The organism is Aquimarina sp. AU119 (genome assembly GCF_900312735.1).
Classification (GTDB): Bacteria; Bacteroidota; Bacteroidia; order Flavobacteriales; family Flavobacteriaceae; genus Aquimarina; species Aquimarina algiphila.
On record NZ_OMPF01000015.1, the window covers coordinates 268824 to 290870 of the forward strand.

The 22047-nt window shown below is 29.3% G+C and carries 19 protein-coding genes; 6 read left to right on the forward strand and 13 right to left on the reverse strand.

Annotation, left to right across the window (positions count from 1 at the left end; translation table 11 throughout):
- Nucleotides 1–35 precede the first annotated feature (35 nt).
- Both DK442_RS14875 and DK442_RS14880 read left to right on the forward strand, forming a co-directional pair.
- Complete coding sequence (locus DK442_RS14875) at nucleotides 36–671, forward strand: hypothetical protein (protein ID WP_109436678.1); 636 nt, start codon at nucleotides 36–38, stop codon at nucleotides 669–671.
- Entirely contained in the window at nucleotides 668–1105 is a 438-nt protein-coding gene (locus DK442_RS14880) for a DUF4952 domain-containing protein (RefSeq protein WP_160114199.1), read from the forward strand. The genes DK442_RS14875 and DK442_RS14880 overlap by 4 nt, the downstream gene beginning before the upstream one ends.
- 7 nt (nucleotides 1106–1112) lie before the next feature.
- On the opposite strand, the gene DK442_RS14885 is transcribed toward DK442_RS14880, so the two are convergent.
- The 11 genes from DK442_RS14885 to DK442_RS14935 all read right to left on the reverse strand — a co-directional run bounded on the left by DK442_RS14885 (nucleotide 1113) and on the right by DK442_RS14935 (nucleotide 10471).
- A complete protein-coding gene (locus DK442_RS14885; RefSeq protein ID WP_109436680.1) occupies nucleotides 1113–3353 on the reverse strand; it encodes a hypothetical protein in 2241 nt (746 codons plus the stop codon).
- A 74-nt stretch (nucleotides 3354–3427) separates the two neighbouring features.
- Nucleotides 3428–4546: a toxin-antitoxin system YwqK family antitoxin gene (locus tag DK442_RS14890; RefSeq protein ID WP_109436681.1), complete on the reverse strand. Its 1119-nt coding sequence runs from the start codon at nucleotides 4544–4546 to the stop codon at nucleotides 3428–3430.
- A complete protein-coding gene (gene tssO, locus DK442_RS14895; protein WP_109436682.1) occupies nucleotides 4543–5022 on the reverse strand; it encodes a type VI secretion system TssO in 480 nt (159 codons plus the stop codon). The genes DK442_RS14890 and tssO overlap by 4 nt, the downstream gene beginning before the upstream one ends.
- A 19-nt stretch (nucleotides 5023–5041) precedes the next feature.
- Nucleotides 5042–5542, reverse strand: coding sequence for a hypothetical protein (locus tag DK442_RS14900; RefSeq protein WP_109436683.1), 501 nt, complete (start codon nucleotides 5540–5542; stop codon nucleotides 5042–5044).
- Nucleotides 5543–5546: 4 nt separating this feature from the next.
- Nucleotides 5547–6086, reverse strand: a complete 540-nt coding sequence (locus DK442_RS14905; RefSeq protein WP_160114200.1) for a hypothetical protein — start codon at nucleotides 6084–6086, stop codon at nucleotides 5547–5549.
- 27 nt (nucleotides 6087–6113) lie between these two features.
- Complete coding sequence (locus DK442_RS14910) at nucleotides 6114–6953, reverse strand: phosphodiester glycosidase family protein (protein WP_109436685.1); 840 nt, start codon at nucleotides 6951–6953, stop codon at nucleotides 6114–6116.
- Nucleotides 6954–7150: 197 nt separating this feature from the next.
- Nucleotides 7151–7456, reverse strand: coding sequence for a hypothetical protein (locus DK442_RS14915; protein ID WP_109436686.1), 306 nt, complete (start codon nucleotides 7454–7456; stop codon nucleotides 7151–7153).
- A 108-nt stretch (nucleotides 7457–7564) separates the two neighbouring features.
- Nucleotides 7565–7960, reverse strand: a complete 396-nt coding sequence (locus DK442_RS14920; protein ID WP_109436687.1) for a hypothetical protein — start codon at nucleotides 7958–7960, stop codon at nucleotides 7565–7567.
- 80 nt (nucleotides 7961–8040) lie between these two features.
- Nucleotides 8041–9480: a hypothetical protein gene (locus DK442_RS14925; RefSeq protein ID WP_109436688.1), complete on the reverse strand. Its 1440-nt coding sequence runs from the start codon at nucleotides 9478–9480 to the stop codon at nucleotides 8041–8043.
- Nucleotides 9481–9534: 54 nt separating this feature from the next.
- Nucleotides 9535–9957 carry a hypothetical protein gene (locus tag DK442_RS14930; RefSeq protein ID WP_109436689.1) on the reverse strand — a complete coding sequence of 141 codons (423 nt, stop codon included), beginning with the start codon at nucleotides 9955–9957 and terminating at the stop codon, nucleotides 9535–9537.
- A gap of 25 nt (nucleotides 9958–9982) precedes the next feature.
- Complete coding sequence (locus DK442_RS14935; RefSeq protein WP_109436690.1) at nucleotides 9983–10471, reverse strand: hypothetical protein; 489 nt, start codon at nucleotides 10469–10471, stop codon at nucleotides 9983–9985.
- Nucleotides 10472–11015: 544 nt separating this feature from the next.
- Between DK442_RS14935 and DK442_RS14940 the strand changes: the two genes are divergently transcribed.
- From DK442_RS14940 to DK442_RS14950, 3 genes are all read left to right on the forward strand, one after another.
- Nucleotides 11016–12821 (forward strand): hypothetical protein, encoded by a 1806-nt coding sequence (locus DK442_RS14940; protein WP_109436691.1) that lies wholly within the window; start codon nucleotides 11016–11018, stop codon nucleotides 12819–12821.
- Between the two features lie 341 nt (nucleotides 12822–13162).
- Nucleotides 13163–13780: a hypothetical protein gene (locus DK442_RS14945; protein WP_143918980.1), complete on the forward strand. Its 618-nt coding sequence runs from the start codon at nucleotides 13163–13165 to the stop codon at nucleotides 13778–13780.
- A gap of 448 nt (nucleotides 13781–14228) precedes the next feature.
- Entirely contained in the window at nucleotides 14229–16127 is a 1899-nt protein-coding gene (locus tag DK442_RS14950) for a tetratricopeptide repeat protein (RefSeq protein WP_109436693.1), read from the forward strand.
- Nucleotides 16128–16183: 56 nt separating this feature from the next.
- On the opposite strand, the gene DK442_RS14955 is transcribed toward DK442_RS14950, so the two are convergent.
- Nucleotides 16184–17752, reverse strand: coding sequence for a tetratricopeptide repeat protein (locus DK442_RS14955; protein WP_160114201.1), 1569 nt, complete (start codon nucleotides 17750–17752; stop codon nucleotides 16184–16186).
- Between the two features lie 1195 nt (nucleotides 17753–18947).
- Between DK442_RS14955 and DK442_RS14960 the strand changes: the two genes are divergently transcribed.
- Complete coding sequence (locus tag DK442_RS14960) at nucleotides 18948–19196, forward strand: hypothetical protein (protein WP_160114202.1); 249 nt, start codon at nucleotides 18948–18950, stop codon at nucleotides 19194–19196.
- Between the two features lie 566 nt (nucleotides 19197–19762).
- Here the strand turns inward: DK442_RS14960 and DK442_RS14965 are convergent.
- On the reverse strand, nucleotides 19763–22047 hold a 2285-nt coding region (locus tag DK442_RS14965), incomplete at its 5' end, for a T9SS type A sorting domain-containing protein (RefSeq protein ID WP_160114203.1).

Sequence of the window (22047 nt, forward strand, 5' to 3'; positions counted from 1 at the left end):
ATATTATTTATGAATAAGAAAATCGGTAAACCCTGATGACAAAAACAATTCCAGTTTTCATAATTATTTTAATGCTTGTTTTTGACTCGTTATATGCTTTTCAAAAAGAACCCTTGATTAGATCAAAGGTATATGCCAACTACCCTGCATGGAGCAATGATTATGATGGTGAATTTGAAAACGCTTGCCCTAATACATGTAAAATAAGTACGACAAGTACTTTAAAGGCGAATAAAGGGATAACATATGAAGCTAAAAACATGTATCAATCAAATTTTGATAATACTATAAATACAGCATGGGTAGAAGGAGTTGATGGATCTGGAATTGGAGAAAAAATTAGATTTAAAGTAGTGGAGATATATGCTGATTATGAACGTTGGAGATTATCTGCAGCCGTTACTTTTATTAATGGGTATGCAAAAAATGAAAAAACTTGGAAAGCCAATAATAGAGTAAAGAAATTGAAAATGTATCGAAATGGCAAGAGTATTGCCGAGATATATCTGGAGGATACTCCTAATGTACAAACCTTTTCATTGGGAAAAATACTCTATGATAATTTGCTGGAAGTAGATGAGGTTATTGAATTTGAAATTATAGAAGTGTATAAAGGAGATATCTATGATGATACGGCAATCACATTCTTTTCTTTAACCTGTTCGCCGTGATAAGATTTCCTTTTATATTGATTATTCTGTTTTACTCATGCACTAACAGTACTATATTGCTATGTGGAGATCTGTTATCTTTATATGCAGAAAAACCGGTCGAATTAGAATTTTTAGAATGTAGTAAAGAAAAGGGACAAGTTATATTGCGTTCAAAATATAGAGTGTCAGGAAAAGATTCTAAAAAAATAGAACAAGTGTTGATCTCGAAATATGGATTAGGAAAGCTAAAATTTAATTGTTGTGGCTGGGAATCTGAAAAATATGGACAAATTAATCCTTCAAAAATTAAAGCAATAAATCCTAATTTCTCAATTCTAATAACGATGTATGGAAATGCAGAAAAGAAAGATAAAAACAATACAATTTATATAGAAAAAAATAGAAATAAAATACCTTATTTCTATGTAATTGTAGAGGTTGTTGAGGTTTAGTACAGTTTTAGTTTTTATCTATAAAACGTTTAGAAACCTGAGAATAATCTACAGTTTTATATAGAAAATATTCTTGTTCATACTTTTCTGTCTCAATAGAAATTTTAATAGAATCTGTTTCAGTTTTAGGAAGTATGTAACTTATTTTGTTGTATTTCTTTGAGAAATATATAGTATCTTTTTCTGGTATATCTGGCAATAAGTTTTCTCTTTCGAAATTTAAATTTCGATATACTTTATACAAGTTTTTTAGTGTGTATGATTTTGGATATACACAGGTGTTTACGGTATGATTATTTATTTTTTCTTCATAGCAATTAAGCGTATTCGATATAGTATCTCCTTTTTGAGTGATTAGAGTTAAATTTTTATAAAACTCTTTGGTTTCTTTTCTATCTTCTTTATTATCTTTTTTATTGTTTCCATAAGGAGATAAGTAATGTAAAAACTCTTTCTTTGAATAATATGTTTTTCCTTGTGCAGTTTCTATTTTGGAATACATGAGATATTCGCCATATTTCATTTCTTCGGGAAAATAACCTTGGGATAAATCCCCTTGATTAAAAATCCAATCTCCATTTTTAATCTCTATCATAAAAGAATCATCCAGGATATTTTCATCTCCTGGAGTAAGGATACCTAAATCATCATATTCTCCAATTTTCTCTTCATAGATAGTACTATCATTACTAATATAATATATAGTAAATGAAGAATGATTTAGATCAATGTTCTCTTCTGAACTATTTTTGAACCAAGGTGTGACCACGTATGACGGGTTTTCAAATCCGGTTAATAATGTAATCCCGGTTTCTAAATCTAAGTCGTGCGATGCAGGATATAATTCTTGATACTTATTTTTAAGTCTTTTAATATCTTCACTGACCATATAGGGATTACGCTCTGGAGTTGCATAATATATAGAGTCTTTGGAGGAATATATTGCTCTCTTTTCTTTACCATCAAAATAACTAAGCCTAGAAAATGCTAAATAATTTCCTTCCTTCATTTGTTTGGGAAATAAGGATACTTTCTCGCTTTCCCATCCATTTTGATAATCCCAGCTTTGGACTAAATATCTTCCATTATATGAGTCATAATCAATATTGCTATCATCAAGAGGAACATCTTCATCGGGTTTAAGGTGATAACTGTCGAACCAATCACCAGAAATTATTTTTTTTCTAAACACTTCATTTTTTTCAGAAATGTAAAAATATTCTATTTCATGTATAGGTATGTATATCTCTTCTGTAGTTATGTTGTTAGAAATCACTCCAGAATGAAAGTCTAATGTAGGATATATAGGAAAATCTATTGAAACTATTGACGATTTTGGAAATGCAGATTCGTATGTTTTGAGTAAAGTATTAAGTGTATATGTATTGTTCTCTTTTATAAGTAGTGTATTATGGATTTTTTGTTGTATTTGAGTCGTATATATGTTTTCTGGTATATGAACAGATATAATGGATTCACTATTACCAAAATGTGCTTTTTGATTAATAATTTCTCTAAACTTGCCAAAATATGCCAAATCTTCATATTCTAATTCTTCCATTGTGTGTAGCACATGGTTTTGTATTTCATTAGGAAAAGAATAAAAAGTAGGAGATATTTCGAATGATGTATCTTCTTCATCACTATCATTCTTACGACAGAAAATTTTTGCAACTTTGTTTTTGTAGCACATAGTAATAGAGGACGTGATGATGTCATCATATGTAGAAGTAGAAATAATAATAGGATCTATTACTCCATCCTTATCAATATCGGTAAAAGAACAGTGTTTTTTTAAAAAACGAAAATCGGTATTAATATCAGGAGCATAAGTGTTTTCTGATATTTCGTAGGCATTGATCAATGAACCCTGAGTTTCTGAGATAATAAATGCTTTGATCTTACTATTTAGTGTATCCTTATTCTTTATAATACTTCGATCTTCCGTAAATAGTATATAATGTTTTGATATATTATCTGTATATGCTAATCCCGATGTAATAGGCATATATACACCTAAACTATCTTTTAACTGGTCTTTAAACTTTTTTTCAAATTCAGAAACACTAATGGGCACAGCATTTTCTGGAATTTTAATAATAGATAGAGTATCTTTTTTGGTAGTGTTTGTTTCAACAGTAACTATTTTTTTAATGGGTTGTTCTTTTTGTATCTCTTTTTTACAAGAGGTGCATATTAAAGTTATTATTACTGTTATAATGAGATATGGTAAAAAATTAGTATTCATTGTTACACTATAAATGGTAAAAGATCTTAGAATGAAATTACTTGTATTTTTATATTAATTTTTTGATAATCAAATTAATTATAGTTTTTTTCAGACAATTGTTTTCCTTTATCATATTCTATTTCTTTTTCTAGTTCTCCGGCAAGATCATAATATTTCCAAATTCCATTTTTTTTGCCGTTGAGATAATTTCCTTCAAGAGCTACATTTTTAGCCTTATTATAATGTTTACAAAGACCATTTTTTACATCATTCTTATAGGTGGTTTCTCTTATAAGTCGCCCTTTCTTTTCATCAAATTTTCTCCAAATTCCATCTTTGTAAGTGTCCTTATGATTTCCTTCAATAATTTTAATGCCTTCTTCTGTATAGGCTACGTATGGGCCATTAATACGACCATACTTGTAATGTGTTTTAGTTCTTAATGTACCATTTTTGTAATATACTTCCTGATCAACAATATGATCGTTATCATAATTAATTTTGTTAAGAAGAATACCTTCTTGTGTGTATTGTTTTGTGATACCGTTTTTTCTTCTGTCTTTGATTTGTTTTTCTTCAGCTAACGTTCCATTAGGATAATAACTTTTTCTCATATAATCTACAGGAGAACTGTAATCTTTTTCCCATTTTAATGGACCATCAATAAGGCGTTCTTCCCAATGTCCTGTTGGTTGATCATCCTTATAATACTCTGTCAAAGTAGATTTTGTATTTTCAGCAGGGTTGCGAATAATACGAGTCCATTTTCCATCTTTTTTTCCGTTTTTATAGTTTTGAGTGCTAGTGATTTCACCTTTTTTATTATAATCCAACCATTTGCCAATAGGTTGATGATCTTTATAATAATATTCTGAAGCAATGTTACCATTCTGGAAATATGTTGTGCTTTTCCCTTGTATTTTTCCGTTAGAATAGGTTGAGGAAGATGCTATCCTACCCTCAAAATCATAGACGATATATTTACCATCGATCTTTCCGTTTTTAAAACGTATTTCAGAATAGGCTCCACTGGTTTCTGATATTTTATAATCTCCTTCCAGGTTTTTTTTGTCTCTATTGGTTCTAAAAATATTTTCCTGACCAAATTTTATGTTTTCAATCTCATTCCAGGTAAGATAGTTCTGAGCTTGACTATAAAAAGAAGTACATAAAAATATAATTTGTATGAGTATTATTTTGATTGTTTTCATTTTGGTTTGTGATAGTGATTTTTTCTTTTTACATCTTGTGGAAGTAAACTTCGAACAGTTCGATAGGAATCGATTAATTCCTCTTTTTGTTGTTGTATTTGAGATAAAAGCTCTATTCGCTCTTCTCTTAGATCATGTATTTCCAGAAAATTAGATATCATAATGTCGTACATCTCATGAACATAAGAAGAATCTTTTTTGGGTAATCTTTTTTGCATATCAACGAGATTTGTATTGAAAAGCATACGCATATATTCAACATTTACTCCGTCTTTATAGATAGAATCCAGCTGTTGTTGTGTTTTAATCATATGATCTCTATAATACTCTTGAAATTCTCGTTCTTTATTTACTTCGGCGACTTGTTTTTTTAGTTCTGGAATTTTAAACATGAAGTAAAAAATCACACTTAGTGTTATCACTATTGCAATGAACACTAATATATATTGTTTGAAATTTCCTTTTTTCCCTTCCATACATACTATTATTATACCTTTATCCGGGCAAATAAATTCTTTTTAACCCTTTATTGTGTAATGCGATAATTTGCTGCTCTATATACTGAAGTATTTCTGGGCATCCTCTTTCAAAATCATCACATTCAATAGTTTTGTTTTTACCATTCATCTTCAAAGTGATTTTTAATATACTATTATCCGAAGTCTGATTACTATATCTGTTTTTTAGTTTAAAAAAAGATTTTTCTTGAAGGTAATTGATTAATTCATCCCTTTGTTGTATGGTGATATTTTGACTTGAGGTTACATTGTATTTATTATTTTCTACCATTTCTGCTGATGGATAAAAAGTGATTATGGTATCTTTAAGAACGAACCTGTCATAATGAAAAGCTCCACGTTCTATCGTTAATTCTATGAGGTTCGAATCAATTACCTGTGCTTGGGTATTTGAATCTTTCTTTTCAACTGTTTTTGAACAGCTAAATAGTATAGCTGGTAAAAGAAGCAAAATGATTTTTGATGTCGTTGTATACATGATTTTATTCTATTTTAAAATAATCAGCTTGAAGTAGGGGAGTTCTATTATCAAATTCGAAATCGAAGAATGCAGCATCATCAGCTTCAAGTTTGACTTTGGTAGTACTTCTTCCAATTTCTTTATTTTCCTGATTATAAGCTTTTAATTTGATTTTTCCATCAAAATTTTCTGAGGAAATCAAGTAAACAGACACTTTTTTTACTTTTGTAGAGTCACTATATATTTTTTCTGTACGTCCGATTTCAAAATTCTTTAAAAACGTTGAATCTGCTATTATTTTAGCTTGATTAATACTTTTATCATATCCTTTTGTCACTCCTTTTATGGCCTCAGAAATCCCTTCACTAGCAGATTCTAATGCTTCTTTACCATCTGTTTTAAGAGCATCTCCTGCTCCTTTTAATAGTTTTGATTTTATGGAGACCAGAGCATTACCTTCTTCTTCAGCTTTTTTCTTTTTCTCTTCTGTACTCATGCATGACGATACCATAAGAGATAAACTGATAGCTATTACTTTTATGATGTTTCTTCCAATATTCATGATGTTATTTTTTGGTTTATTTACGTTTTAATTTTCTTTTTTTGTAATTCCAATTACATTGGGGATTTCCCAAAAGACAGTGTTTTTATCATTTTCATTGAATCCTGTTTCATAACTTCCCATTTTTTCAACTACGGTATTGTTATGATTTAAATAAAAGGATGCTTCCGGACCTCCTTCCAGGTACATGAGGTTATATAATTTTAATGGTGCTTGTAGCAGGATATTGATAAAATCGTGTACTGTATATGGAGATCTTGATATGATAAATAAAGCATTTCCTTCTTCATCCTTACCAATGACGACCATACTCCATTTTTTACTTTGTCTACTCCATCTGTTTTTCTGATTACAATCTACCATGCGTATGGATTGTGTAAAAGAATTGTATTTGTTTTTGAGTACTTCCCAGTTCTGACAGGTGCGATCTATAATCTGAAATTCTGGAACGCTGTTGTCCTTTCTATTAAATGCTACAATAGTATTATCCTTATTCTCGTTAGGGTTATTTATAAAATTGTAATCTTTCATATATCCGAGGTTAGTAGCGTGATCCATACGATACATTCCGGCATTGATAATCGCTATTTGTTTTTTTTGATTCCCCCATTCTTTGGCAGTTCTTGTATGTTCTTCTTTTTTCTTGGCACTAAAAAGATTAAAATCATATCTAGAAGGGTTGATTTTTAGGATGGTAATTTTATGATCTCCCAAGATCGATTTCTTTGGAGCAAGGTATTCTGATAAGAATAACCCTTCATCTATTTTTTGCCATTGAATATGATTAGAGTTTTGTTGGCTAAACAATGTGTATGTAAAACCCAAAATAAAAGTTACTATGTAATATCTGTTTTTTACTATATTCATATAAGAAGCATTATACTTTAAGAAAAATTCTCTTTATATTAATTTTATAGTAAAAATATTAGGTTATTATTGGGGATAAAAGCCTCAATCTATATTCGTTAAGCCTTTGTATATATTCGAAGTACAGTAATTAAAGTAGAATGGATACTTCAAATAGGACTGAGTTTTCTAAAGGAGTTGATATTACTTTTATGTAATTAATAGCTGTTATATATGGCACATGCAGTAAGGAAGAATGCAATGATAATAATAAATATCAAATTGGCAATCCAGGTTTTTTGTCTTTTATATAGTTTGAATAACATCTCAAAACCTATTAATATAGAAAATAATAGCAACCAAAGAACTCCCATAATGGCAAACCCCAAACCTCTATCAGTATGACCATGTCTTTCATTATATTCAGGTCTTGGCCCATATTCCATGAATAGTATTAATACAATTATGGGCAAGATTAGAATTCCTGTTCTTATTATAATTGCTCTAATAATTTTCTTATTCATATTGTCCTATATAAAAATGTAAGGTTGCTACATGCGATACGTTTTAGCTTAACAAATTTGTAAATGTCAATCTTGTATTTGGTGACTTTGTCATTTACTTTAAGATTTTTACTCCTTTTTGAATATATTTCCCAATTTTTTTCTACGAATTAAATAGTAAATTGTATAAATTATTATCACAAAAAATTCAATAATCATAAGTAATAATATAGAATCATCTTCAAACGAAATATCTTTTCTAGTAGACCAAAATAAATATAAAGTATAGAAACAAAAAGTTCCCCAAAAAAAGTACTTTACAAAAACTTTATTTTTTAAACCAAAGGAAAAAGCAATATTGAAAAAGATACTTGAAAACATTAATAATAAACCAAAATCAAGATCTCTTTTTCTAATTCCTTCATATGATTTAGTTAATATTAGAAAAGATATTATCATCATTATCACTAAAATGATAATGTGCATGGTAATAGTTTCTTTTTTTTCTTGTACTTCTTCTGACATAATGTATACTTGTTTTTTTAGTTTTCTTCAAATTCAATTTTGACAATCACTACCACTTACATCAATATATGTTTATACAATCATTTTTTGCCACTAATATGCTTGGATCGATCAAATTCGATAACACAATCTTCTAAATTTGAGAAGTTTAAGGTATAGTAGTAATGTGTGTTTTCTATTTTAAAATACCTATGAAGTTCAAAAGCATTAGAAAATTTACGAATTATGTATCCAGATTCATCAGCATCAATTATGTCAACATATGAGCTTTCTTTCATTTCGTTAATGATTGCTTTTATATCATAACTAACATTTTCTTTTTTAAGAATATTTAGTTTACCATTCGCTTTGTCACTATCACTCACATATTCTTTGTAGATGGTATCCTGAATTTGATATTGTATAAGTTTTTTGTCTTTACTATCAAAAATTAGACTATCACTTAGTGCAAGTATATATGTACCAAACCCTTTTTTTGGTAGTTTTCTGATTGCATACGTTTTTGGGAGTATCAAATGTAGTTGTTCATCAATCTTAATAGATTGTTCTTTCTGGCTTATTCCCGTATTTTTAGCCCTTATCGATTCTAGATCGATAGCATGTGTGTTCTTTTCTTTATCTTCTGATGTAAGATCTGTTAATTCTAATTCTTCTAATGTTCCTGTTAATAATTTTATTCTTTCTTTTTTTTGATTTAAAAGACCTATTTCTGTATCGTAATGTGCGATATCTTGTTCGGGATATTCATATGTTATTCCTTCTGTTGTTGTAAGTTTTATCGCTTTAGCACGAATATCTAAATCATATGAAGTAAGATTTTCAATAGGATATTTGGCTTTTTTTAATTGTGTGTTTAATCGTTTACTTCGTTCTATCAATCCACTTAATGTTCGGGTAATTGTTGTGAAATAATCTCCTTTCTGCTTAGACACATCGTCTTTAAAATTACCTCCCTGTTTTGTGCCATCTATACGTATATTTTTTGCAATAGAATATATGTCGATAACAAAAGAGAACGCTCCTGTTAATTGTAAATCCCCAGTATTTGTGAATGTTACTTTTATCTGGGGATCGCCCCAAGGACCTTCTGTAATTTGTATTTTTGTAGGCGTAACAGTTTCTAGTTTGGATATTATTTCGCTAGCAGCTTTACGTTCTTTTTGTAACCTTGTGAGTTCTTCCTCTAATTCTTTTAGATTATTTTCATTTTCTTCTTTGAGAAGACTTTCAGCAAGAGAAATTATTTGATTATAGGTTTTATTATCAATGATTTGTAATGAAATCTGTTCAAAAGATTTTCCTTTATATTTTTTAGGATTATCCCATTTTAACTTCATTGCCTCTAGTAAAACAACTCTAAAGGCTTTTTCTAAATTATCTTTTTGAATCTGGTCTAAATCTTTTTCTACAACTAATCTCGATGTTTTAAATGCTTCTGGAGAATCTCCCGATATTTTTTTTCCGCATGAGATAAATATCATTAAGAGTGCGATGACAGAAATATTAATCTTTGATTTCATATTCTTTTCTAGATTGAAAATATTTATGTTATTTTAATAGAAAATATTGAAAACTTACTTTGTTAGTTTAACTCCTCTACCACCATATAAATTGGCAGCTATACCACTAAATTCATTTTGCATTGTTTCTAATGAAATATTGTAAGTCTTCGAGGCATTAGTTAATTTTTTCTTTAATTTTAAATTTTTATCAATCGCTATTCCTGCCATAATGAATACAACAATAACTATGATTCCAACTATAGAAAATTCTGTTGTTTTGATAGTATTATAGGTATCATAGCTATAACTTCTACCAGCTATAAAAATATTATGAATTAAGAAAAAGACACCAATAATCAAAAAAGGAATTTTTACATAACTTTCCATTTCAGCTGATTTTTTATAAATGTCTAGCATTTCCTGTAATATTTGTTCAGGTAGTTTTTCTATAATCTCTAATTGAACTTCTTGTTCTATTTTTTCTTTATTTTCCATGTTATTATGATTAGGAATTATTGGATTATGTACTACTTACATTAATACATAATTTTTCTAACGAAATTTTAAACTCGATATATGCTGTAGATGAAATAAAGTTGTCATGAAAAAACTCAAATCTATCTTTATTATCATTCGTATAAATGATAATAGATTCTCCATCATCAGAATCATCCTTAATATATAACTTGCTGATATCTTTAAAACTTAAAATGACTTGAGTGGTTTTATGAGGAAAACTAATTGTAGTCTGAGATATTTTTATAGTATTTTTATTTTGAATGGCAGTTTTATGCGCTTTTAATTTGTAGATGGAGTATATCAAAAATGAAATGAATAAAACTCCTAAAATATAATAACTGTATGGACTTGATATAATACTTTTACCTTTAATTGCAATCCCTGCATTGTAATAAAAGCAATAAAGTGTTAGTGCCCCAAAAATAATAGCAGGCATGAATGTCCAATATGAAAATGTACTTTTATATTCAAATTCTTTATATTCTTCCATGACGATACGTTTTCAATTTTTGTTAAAAGATTTTCTATTTCTTCAGAGTTGTTAGTGATATTTTGTTCTGATTTCTAACAATTAATTAATATTATATTCCAAATGTATATACTTTCTTTAAGGAGGTTATCCCTCAATTAATATCCGTTTTATTTGGATATATATTTGATGAATTTTTGAGGCTGCAGTAGGGAATATTTTGAGAGACCCTGTATTTGATTCGAGTACAATAACATTTTAAATTACCTTTTTTCAGATTTATATAATCTAAAAACTTCAATAAAAACTCTTTGTCAAATACGACTCTTAGAACATAGTTTCAGAAATTATACGATAGAAGGTATGAAAAGAGAGCTACCAGAAATTCAAACTAATTATTGTTAAAAAATTAGAAGTTCATAGAATATGATAATTATCATATTTAGTTCTGACTCCATTTGTCAATTTTGACGATTAAGAATCTGTATAAATATATGTAAATACATAATATTTTGGATTAACAATCTATAGTTGCGCAATTGCAGCAAAATTAATTTATTCTTTTATGAAACTACATTCATTTCATATTCCTGTAATGGGAATAGGCTTTACCATCGATACTCCGTTAAAAGTTTCTCATTTAGGCATAGACTCTGTTGTTTCCTTAGTAGATGATATTCTATTAGAAAAACTAAGAAAAATGTACTGCAATCTATTTGAAGAACCCTATAGTGAAATAACTGAAAGTATAGAAGATTTTAGAGCCAAACGGATTACTTCCTATCTTAATTTGATGAATAATGTAGCAGAAAAGAAGTTTGAAGAACTCAAAAATATTTCAAATGGATTGAATAAAGAATTAAAACAATATTTAAACATTCTACCTGGTACTTCTGTCCTAAAACAACGATTTAAAAATTTGAGTTATACAAATTATAATGTAAAAGAACTCCTAAGTTTTATAGAAGATCATTTATGTATAGGAAGTATTGATGTTAATATCATGACTAAAGTAGATAAAGAAAATTATAAGAAAAAAGAAAAATTACCTAATATATATAATGACGCTCACTCTGCACTTAGAGGATATGCTAAAAGCGATTTATCTTCATCTATAATACTTTCGGCAGGTATGAATCCTAGGTTATATAGCTATATGGAAGAATTTGATGATTTTTATCCCGATAAGAACGGGAAGATTAAAAAGAAAATAGTTTTAAAAGTAAGTGATTACAGATCTGCCCTGATACAAGGAAAGTTTCTTGCTAAAAAAGGACTTTGGGTTTCAGAATATAGGATTGAATCTGGGCTTAATTGTGGGGGGCATGCATTTGCAACCGATGGATATCTTCTGGGACCTATTTTAGCTCAATTTAGAGATCAAAAGGAGGAATTGATACAAGAAATACACAAGATAATGATTGAAGCACTTTTTCATAAAAGAAATCATATTCTACAAGAACCTTTATCTATAAAAATAACCGCTCAAGGAGGAGTTGGTACAGCAGAAGAACATCGGTTTTTACTCGAACACTATAGAGTAGATTCTGTAGGTTGGGGGACACCATTTCTTTTGGTTCCCGAAGCAACAACTGTAGATGATAGTTCATTAGATAAATTAGTAAAAGCAAAAGAAAAAGATTTGTATCTAAGTAATATCTCTCCTTTGGGTATACCTTTTAATAATCTTAAGGGAAATACTAAAGATCAGGAAAAACTTGCTTTGATATCAAAAAATAGACCGGGGAGTTCCTGCCCTAAAAAATACGTAGCTTTAAATAAAGATTTTTCTGAACAAGGAATGTGTACTGCTTCTCGTCAATATCAGTATTTAAAAATTAAAGAATTGGATGAAAAAGAGTTTTCTAAAGATAAATATGAGGAAGAATATAATAAAATTATAGAAAAGTCATGTACTTGTGTTGGATTAGGAACTTCAGCATTATTAAAGTATAACTTAAATACCAAAACCGAAGGACAAGGTGTTTCTATTTGCCCAGGCCCCAATATGGCTTACTTTTCAAAGATTATGAGTTTAAAAGAAATGACCAATCATATCTATGGAGAATCTGATGTAATAACAAGAACAGATCGTCCAAATATGTTCATAAAAGAGTTAGGGATTTATATCAATTACTTAAAAACTAAGCTCGAAGAGATGAAAACCCCCTTGGATACTAAACAAAAAAAGTACTTGACAACATTTGCCAAAAACTTAAGTGAAGGTATTTCATATTATAAAAATACTTTTAATAGCGATCTAAAAACGGTATCAGAAAGTACTAAATGTGAGATTATGAGAGGTTTAGTCAAATGGCATAGTATTTTAAACCAAATAAATTCAGAAATAGATCATTTGTGTAATACCTAATTGAAGAATATCAGTATCAGTTTAGAAATTGTTTTATCCCATACATCTTCATTAGCGTATTATATTTATTCTAAAAAGTTATTGTAAAATAAAGAAGAAGATAACGAACTAAGAATGTTATGTGTTTAGTTTATAACAGGTTAGTAAAATGTTTAATACGTTATTGTTGGAGGCTTTTATTTATTTTGGTATGTTTTTTGTTTATCTATTATTAATTATTAAAAATACTTTTTATAGATGGTCGTATTTGATTAACTTTCAAATAAAAAGAAATCTATGCAATTAGAACTTTGAAAACAATTTATGAAATCATAATTTTACTCCCCCAAAAAATGAATATTATGCGCAACGTGAATACTTGGAACACAAAAAAGTTATTACTTACCCTGGTAATCTTATGCTTTTTTATACAAATGAAGGCACAGAATGATCAAATTTCTATTCAATCTATTAATGATAGAGAATTTACTGTAAGCAGTATTAATGGAATTCCTTTTACAATAGTCTTAGAAAATAGTAATAATGATGGACAATATCAATTAGGAAGTAATGGTCGTCTTACTTTTAAGGTTGAAGATTTGATAGGAAAGAGAAGTACCCTTAGAATTGTATTACAAGAAAAGATATTTTTATCTTTAGAGGATAAACTTGTTGCACAATATCAAGCTGATGTAAAATGGATTGAATCCAAACTTCAAATCACAGAAGGTGAATTTAAAATATTCCCATCACGTCCAATTTTTACAGAAGCAGGTTTGGAAAAATTAAAAGGTAAAGTTTTTGAATATGCTACTTCTGATAAAAAAGAAGATTATTTCAATCAATGGATAGAAAAAGTAAATTACTCATATGGAGCAGTAGGGTATTTCAATGAAATATTTGACGCATCCAATGGTGAGGACAATGCGCAAAGACATAATTTTCTACCTATTAATATATACGAAGAACTTCATAAATAAAATAGCCTCTTTATCTTAGGTAATGTATAAAGAAACTAATTTAATTTGAAATCTGTTTTCTTGATATCTAAATGAAGTTATGTTTGCCGATTGAATATTATCTGATATAAAAAAATAAAAAACGCCCGATTTTGGGCGTTTTTTATTTTTTTCCATAGCAAATTCTCTCTTTTACATAGTTAAATGACAGTTGATTGATTTTGTGAGGTTTATGTTCTGTTGATAAAAGAATTGTACACCTATTGATTTGTATTTGTAACCTTTTGTCTACCCTATATATTGCTAAATCACTAGTTACGATTATACCTTTGTCTGTTTTGTAAGAAACAATATTATGAAGTTAATAGATTGTGTGTAGAAAAATGCTAATTCTATTTTTCTCCAGTATTGTTTCTATAAAAAGTATTTGTTTAAAATTTTATTTTTGATTTCTTAATATTATCCCTAAATGAGAATTTTCTATTTAGTATTTGTCTTATGCTATGGAGTTTTTTTATCTCAAGAATTGTCAGCCCAAAATCTTAAAATTGTAGATAGTTTACGTTTTTTAGTAAATGATCATGATACACCTGATTCTACATTAGTAATTGGTTATAATGATTTAGGAATTCAATATGCTACGTCAGATTCAAAATTGGCAAAAACCTATATCAATAAAGCACTAAAAATTGCTAAATCCAGTAAAAATCAACGAGGTATCGCTGGTGCTCAAAATTGTTTAGGGATTGTTTATTATTACCAGAAACAATATGACTCTGCATTAGTATATTTTAATAAGGCTTTAGCGATTAATAAAAGAGAAAAATACTATTGGGGGCAAGGATCAGCATTACACCAAATAGGGGTAATTCATAAATATCAGGCTAATTATCTTAGAGCAATAGAAAGTTTTCAAAAATCCAGAGAGTTATTTCATTCAATTAATGATTCTATTTCTTTTGCAAAGGCAATAGAAAATATAGGAAGTTGCTATTATTATATTGGGAATCATCACAAAGCAATGGAATTTCACTTGCAGGCAATGAATATATACGAAAAGAAACATGATATAAATGGCATCAGTCGTGAATATAATTATTTAAGTCGTTCTTTAATAGATCAGAAAGAATACCAAAAAGCATTGGATTATCTTAATGAAGCTTTAATAGTTATAAGAAAATCAGGTAATAATATACAGGTTGCAGTTGCTTTACAAAATATAGTGAGATGTTATGTTGGACTTAATAATTATGATAAAGCGCTGAAGTATAGCATGGAAGCCCTGGAATATAAAAAGCTATCAGGAAATAAAAAGAATATAGCCTCTACACAAAGTTCTATCGGTGAGATCTATTATCATCTTAAGGATTACAATAAAGCGATTGATTATTTAAAGAAATCGTTAGAAAACCATGTATATAATGGTGATTACACTAGTAAAATGATTACTTGTCATAGGTTGAGCAAGACTTATTTAGCTATCCATAAACTTGGTCAGGCAAAGTTTTATGCAACCAAAGCATTGGAAATTTCTAAAAAGATCAAAAATTTAAAAGGCGAAAAGAATACGTATACTATTTTGGCATCTATCGTAGAACAGGAGGGAAGAGGTATGGAAGCTTCTGGATATTATAAAAAAGCTCTGGAGTTAAAAGATTCAATGCTTAAAATAGAGAACGAAAAACAAGCACGTCAATTACAAATGATGTATGAAACAGAACAAAAAGAACTGCAAATTGATCAACAGGAAAACGAAATTCAATTACTGAAACAAAGAGTAAAAATTAATAAGCTAAAGTATTCCTTATTGATTATTGTTTTAGTATTAATTCTTATTATTTTGGGGTTTGGATTTTATGAAACCAAACAAAAAATAGAACGTTCTAAATTGCTGGCAAAACATTCTAGATTGGAAAAAGAAAAGCTAGATGATGAATTGTCATTTAAGAAAAGAGAGTTAATTACACATGCTTTACACTTAGCCAAAAAGAATACCGTATTAGAAAAGCTAAAACAAACGATAGAAAAATTTGTATTGGCTGAAAAAGAAAATATAACATTTGACTATCGTCAATTAACAGCAATTATTCAACAAGAATTAAGAGACGATGAAAGCTGGGAGAATTTTAGAAATTATTTTGAACATATCCATCAAGATTTTTATACAACTGTTAAGAAGAAATACCCCAAAATCACTCCAGGAGAATTAAGACTAATTGCATTACTAAAAATGAATTTGTCTTACAAAGAAATTGGAGGAATCCTTAACATTACTCAAGAAGGAGTAAAGAAGGCCAGATATCGTCTTCGTAAAAAATTAAATATAAAACCAGAAGAATCCCTTCAAAACCTAGTCATGAACCTCTAGAGATATTTAATTATAAGGCATAAGGTATTCACAAAAGAACACATAATACAAAACTTCTATTTATACAATTTATCGTCAGGAATCATTTCTTTTTCAAGACTAATTAAATAATCAATGATTTCTTGTTTAGGATTCAGTTCCAGCTTTTTACGAAGACGATATCTGGCAGTTTTTAAACTTCCTGGCGAAATACCAAGAATACTTGCCGTTTCTTTAATATTAAGGTTGAGTCTAATCAAAGAACATATTTTAAGATCGTTAGCCTTTAAATTTTCATGTTTTAATTTTAATTTGGCATGGAACCCTATTTTAGCTTCTTCAAAATAATTTCTAAAATTCTCCCAATTTTTATCAATGCTCAGGTTTTCTTCTGCCAGCTTCTTTAATTCTTGAATAAGTTTTTTCTCTTCTAAAGATGACACTTGATCTAAATGCTTAACGATATTCTGTATTTTATTGATGATCTCATTCTTTTGCTGAAAATTAAAAGTATAAGAGGTAAGTTGCTTATTTTTGAATTCTAGTTGTTCTTCTAACTCCTTTTGCTTCAGTTTTTCATTTTGAATAAATTTTTGAGCTAAAGAATTTTGAGATTTTAAAATATCTTGTTCTTTAATTGCAAATTCAATTTCTTTTTCTGAACGTTTTCTATACACAGATAAGATAATATATGCACTAATGGAGATGAGTAAAATACTGGTAAAGAGAGTGTAGTTGATGATTTTTTTCTTTCCATGTTCCTGTTCAAGAATAGAAATTTTAGTATTGGTTTGTTCTAATTTATTTTTAAATTCTAAAAAAGCTATTTCTTTTGATTTTTTATAATTGAACAAAGTATCTTTAAGTTTGACATAGTTATTATAAAACAATAAAGCTTGTTCAGGTTGGTTCATTATGGTTTTTAACTTCTTTAATTCTTGATATGAAGCTAGTTCTTGCTTTTTTAGATTATTTTCTTTTGAGCTCTGTAATCCCATTTTTAGGTTATGCTCAGCTTCTTTCAAATTGCCTTTAAGTCTTAAAGTTTTACCTAATAGAATCATGCTACTTGTCAATCCATAGGTATCTCCAATTTCTTTACTTAGTCTAATTGATTCATGAATATGATACGATGCTTTGTCGAGGTTATTTTTATTTAAATGGAGTAAAGTCAAACGATTATGAATCTCTGCAATACCATAAGTAAAATTACTTTTAGTGTGTATTTCCAAAGCATTATTTAGATATTCTAAGGCTTCAATATGCTTGTTTTGCTCAATCAAAATAGTTGCTATTTTGGTGAAAGTAGTAGCAACATCATTTGTGAGTTTTAAATCTGTAAATAGATGAATCGCTTTGTTATATTCTCTAAGCGCTTCATTGTACTCCTTTAAATCGGCATATATTAATCCGATGTGTAGTGTTGTGCTGGCAACACCTTTATAATTGTTATTTTTTTTATGTTTTTTCTTTGAAATAAGAAGGTATCGAAGTGCTTCTTTATAATTTCCCTGAACCCAATATTGATAGCCAATACTGCTTAGAATATCAACACTTATAGTATTGTTTTTGTAATATTGAGTAGGTTCATTTTCTAAATTGGTTAATTTTTGATTTTGTGCATTTATACTTTGTAAAAAACACATAAATAAAATAGTGTAGATCGTTAAATGTATCTTCCGTAAATTAGGTAATGATACAGATATTAAGTTTAATCTATAAAAAGAATAGTGTAGAAGTAGTATCATATGGGGTTGGGTTATTAAGAGGTTTATTAAGGGGTTTTTTGGTTTTTATTTTAATCCATATCTATATAAATCATTAAAAATATTTCTAAAATTCACTAACATAACACTTTAAGATAAGCAATATAAATGGTATTTCTAGCACAATTACTTAGAATCTGTGATTCTGTAACTATTGTTTTAAATTTTAATTTATACAATTTAGATACATTTAATTCGTTATCCAATCAAGATAAATTCTGTTATGATTAAGATAGAATTTAAAGAATAAGATTTAATGTCTTTAATAAAAGATAAGAGAATTTCTAGCTTTTATAAAAATTCTTCTTTTTTAATATTATAGTACTTTTTGGATGAAAAAGTAATTTTAAAGATGAAGTGTTGTGAATGGCCATATCTGAGTTTATTAAAAAGTTAGGGGTAAATTTTGATGATTTGTATCTTATGAATTTATTGTTTAAATAGGTTTTTATTTCTTTTTTAAGGTATTTGAGGTTTGAAAAAACAAAACTACTTACAATTAAGAGTCTGAACTATAATTCTAATTTGGTTTTAACTCAAATTTAATATGTAGTCTTGTTGTCTAAAAAAAAACTGAGGGTACAAAAGGGGGACACTAAGAGGTATTAGAGAGGTAAAAGGTTTTTTTGTAATTTGATTTTCTTAAGTTTTATCTTTAATCCATTGTTTTTCAAGAGTTTGTTTTGTTTCTTTTTTAGCTTTTTCAATATTTTTATGGTTTTGCTTTTTTTGTCTTATTCATACAATAGTATCATTCTATAACACCGTTTTCTCATAAAACAGAATATATTTTGTGGATTTGCTATATCAATATATTACTGTTGTTTTATTAAAACTGCTCTTTAAAATACTATGTCCAACGTTTTTAATTGATTGTTTTTTGATGATTTCTTTTGTTCCTCCTTATCTTTTTAAAAGTAACCTATTGATGTAATAATGTTTCTTTTTGTATGCTCTTTTTTCTAAAGATATTTATGGCTTTACCATAATATTGCTCTAGTAATCTATATAGATGTTTACTACTTTATCGTTGATAAAAACCATTGTATTTGTCTATTATTTTGAAAATGTTTTTATGAAAAAAATGGAGTGGGTGTTACCTGTAGGTACTATAATGTTTGTTATATCGATTCTTTTTAATGTAATACCAGAAGAAGACGAAATTTTCAATTCTATAGGAAAGAATGAAATAAATAGACTTAAAATCGAGAATAAAATTATTCTTGAATCTAATATGGTTACACAATATAAACTGTTGGAGCTAGTAAATAAAGTAGATAGTTTATTAAGCTTAATCCATTGTAGTCAAATTGAAATAGAGTAAAAAGAAGAAAATTGAGAGCTGGACTATTAATTTACCTCATGAAAGAAGCTTAAACATACTTTTTGTTTACTTCTATATGTGAAATACAATAAACTATTATAAAACCAATTTATAGCGAGATATAAAATTTAGAAATGATGTCAGTCATGTATTACCTGTTTTTTTAAATTAAGAAACTATTGTTCTATACATATGTAGAAAGGTTATTGTTTTTATTTTGACGATTGTGATAAAAACTTTATAAATATTTCTATGTAAGATTGATATTTTACCCCCTGGTCATTTTGGGTTATTTTGATCAGGGGGTTTTTACTTTACATTATTTTTTTAAAAGCCTTTAACTTTTAAAAACAACAGAGATAAACTTTCCCTTTTTAATTCATTATATGTTGATAGATACTAGGAGGGGAGGGATTTAAAGTAGATTCTATTATTGATCCAAGGGTTGAAAATAGAATACCTTTTTTGTTAGTGTATTTTGGTTTAAAAATAATACAACCTGAATAGTAATTCAAATTATCTATTCAGGTTGTATTTGTTATACCTCTATTAAGTATTAAGGTAGTTTATTTTGCTAAAATGATACGATTTGTAATAAAATCATTACCTAGACGTAACACATAAAAATAAACTCCAGATGGTAAATCTCCATCTTCGTTAAAAGTAGTGTAGTACTGCTTATTAGCTTCAACTTTATTATCAAATAAAGTGTTCACTAAAACACCGGTAATCGTGTAAATCTCTATCCTTGCACTTCCTTCTTTCTCGCTGCTAAAAGTAATGGTAGCTTTATCTTTAGATGGATTAGGGTATGCTTTTGCTTCAAACTTAAAGAAAGTCCTAGTTTCGATATTTGATACATTTTGTATGTCATCGTTTTTCTCATCACAAAAAGCAGTTACAATTATGGTTTCTTGTTTAGTACATCCAGTAATTGTGTTAGTAGCCGTTACTCTATATTCACCTTCAGAGGTCACATTTACCGGATTCTCACCAGCAGTAAATCCTTCCCAGTTGAAGGTTACATTAGGTGTTGTAGATGTTGCCGTTAACGCTACCGAAGTATTAGTACACGTAATGATTCCATCAGCCGTAGCGGTAAGCTCAGGCTTAGTTAAGTCTGCACTTACTATTATGGTTTCTTGTCTAATACATCCTGTAATTGTGTTAGTAGCGGTTACCATATATTCACCTTCTGAAGTTACATTTACCGGATTCTCACCAGCAGTAAACCCAGTCCAGCTAAAGATCACATTGGGGTTTGTGGATGTAGCCGTTAGGGTTACTGAAGTATTACTGCAAGTGATCATTCCATCTGCTGTAACGGTAAGCTCAGGTTTAGTCAAGTCTGCACTTACTATTATGGTTTCTTGTTTAGTACATCCTGTAATTGTGTTAGTAGCCGTTACTCTATATTCACCTTCTGAAGTTACATTAACCGGATTCTCACCATCGGTAAATCCTTCCCAGTTGAAGGTTACATTAGGAGTAGTTGATGTAGCGGTTAACGCTACTGATGTATTACTACAGGTAATGATTCCATCAGCAGTAGCAGTAAGCTCAGGCTTAGTTAAATCAGCACTTACAGTTACAGTTTGTTGAATACTACATCCATTGATGGTATTGGTAGCAGTTACCACATAATCCCCTTCAGAGGTTACATTGACTGGATTCTCACCATCGGTAAATCCTTCCCAGTTGAAGGTTACATTAGGAGTAGTTGATGTAGCGGTTAACGCTACCGAAGTATTACTACAGGTAATGATTCCGTCAGCCGTAGCGGTAAGCTCAGGCTTAGTTAAATCAGCACTTACAGTTACAGTTTGTTGAATACTACATCCGTTGATAGTATTGGTAGCGGTTACTATATAATCCCCTTCAGAGGTTACATTGACCGGATTCTCACCATCGGTAAACCCTTCCCAGTTGAAGGTTACATTAGGAGTAGTTGATGTAGCGGTTAACGCTACCGAGGTATTACTACAGGTAATGATTCCGTCAGCAGTAGCGGTAAGCTCAGGCTTAGTTAAATCAGCACTTACAGTTACAGTTTGTTGAATACTACATCCATTGATGGTATTGGTAGCGGTTACTACATAATCCCCTTCAGAGGTTACATTGACCGGATTCTCACCATCAGTAAACCCTTCCCAGTTGAAGGTTACATTAGGAGTAGTTGATGTAGCGGTTAATGCTACCGAGGTATTACTACACGTAATGATTCCATCAGCAGTAGCGGTAAGCTCAGGCTTAGTTAAATCAGCACTTACAGTTACAATTTGTTGAATACTACATCCATTGATGGTATTGGTAGCGGTTACTATATAATCACCCTCAGAGGTTACATTGACTGGATTCTCACCATCGGTAAATCCTTCCCAGTTGAAGGTTACATTAGGAGTAGTTGATGTGGCGGTTAATGCTACCGAGGTATTACTACAGGTAATGATTCCGTCAGCAGTAGCAGTAAGCTCAGGTTGATCAAGATCAGCACTTACAGTTACAGTTTGTTGAATACTACATCCATTGATGGTATTGGTAGCAGTTACCACATAATCCCCTTCAGAGGTTACATTGACTGGATTCTCACCATCGGTAAATCCTTCCCAGTTGAAGGTTACATTAGGAGTAGTTGATGTAGCGGTTAACGCTACTGATGTATTAGTACAGGTAATGATTCCATCAGCAGTAGCAGAGAGCTCAGGTTGATCAAGATCAGCACTCACAGTTACAGTTTGTTGAATACTACATCCATTGATGGTATTGGTAGCAGTTACCACATAATCCCCTTCAGAGGTTACATTGACTGGATTCTCACCATCGGTAAATCCTTCCCAGTTGAAGGTTACAT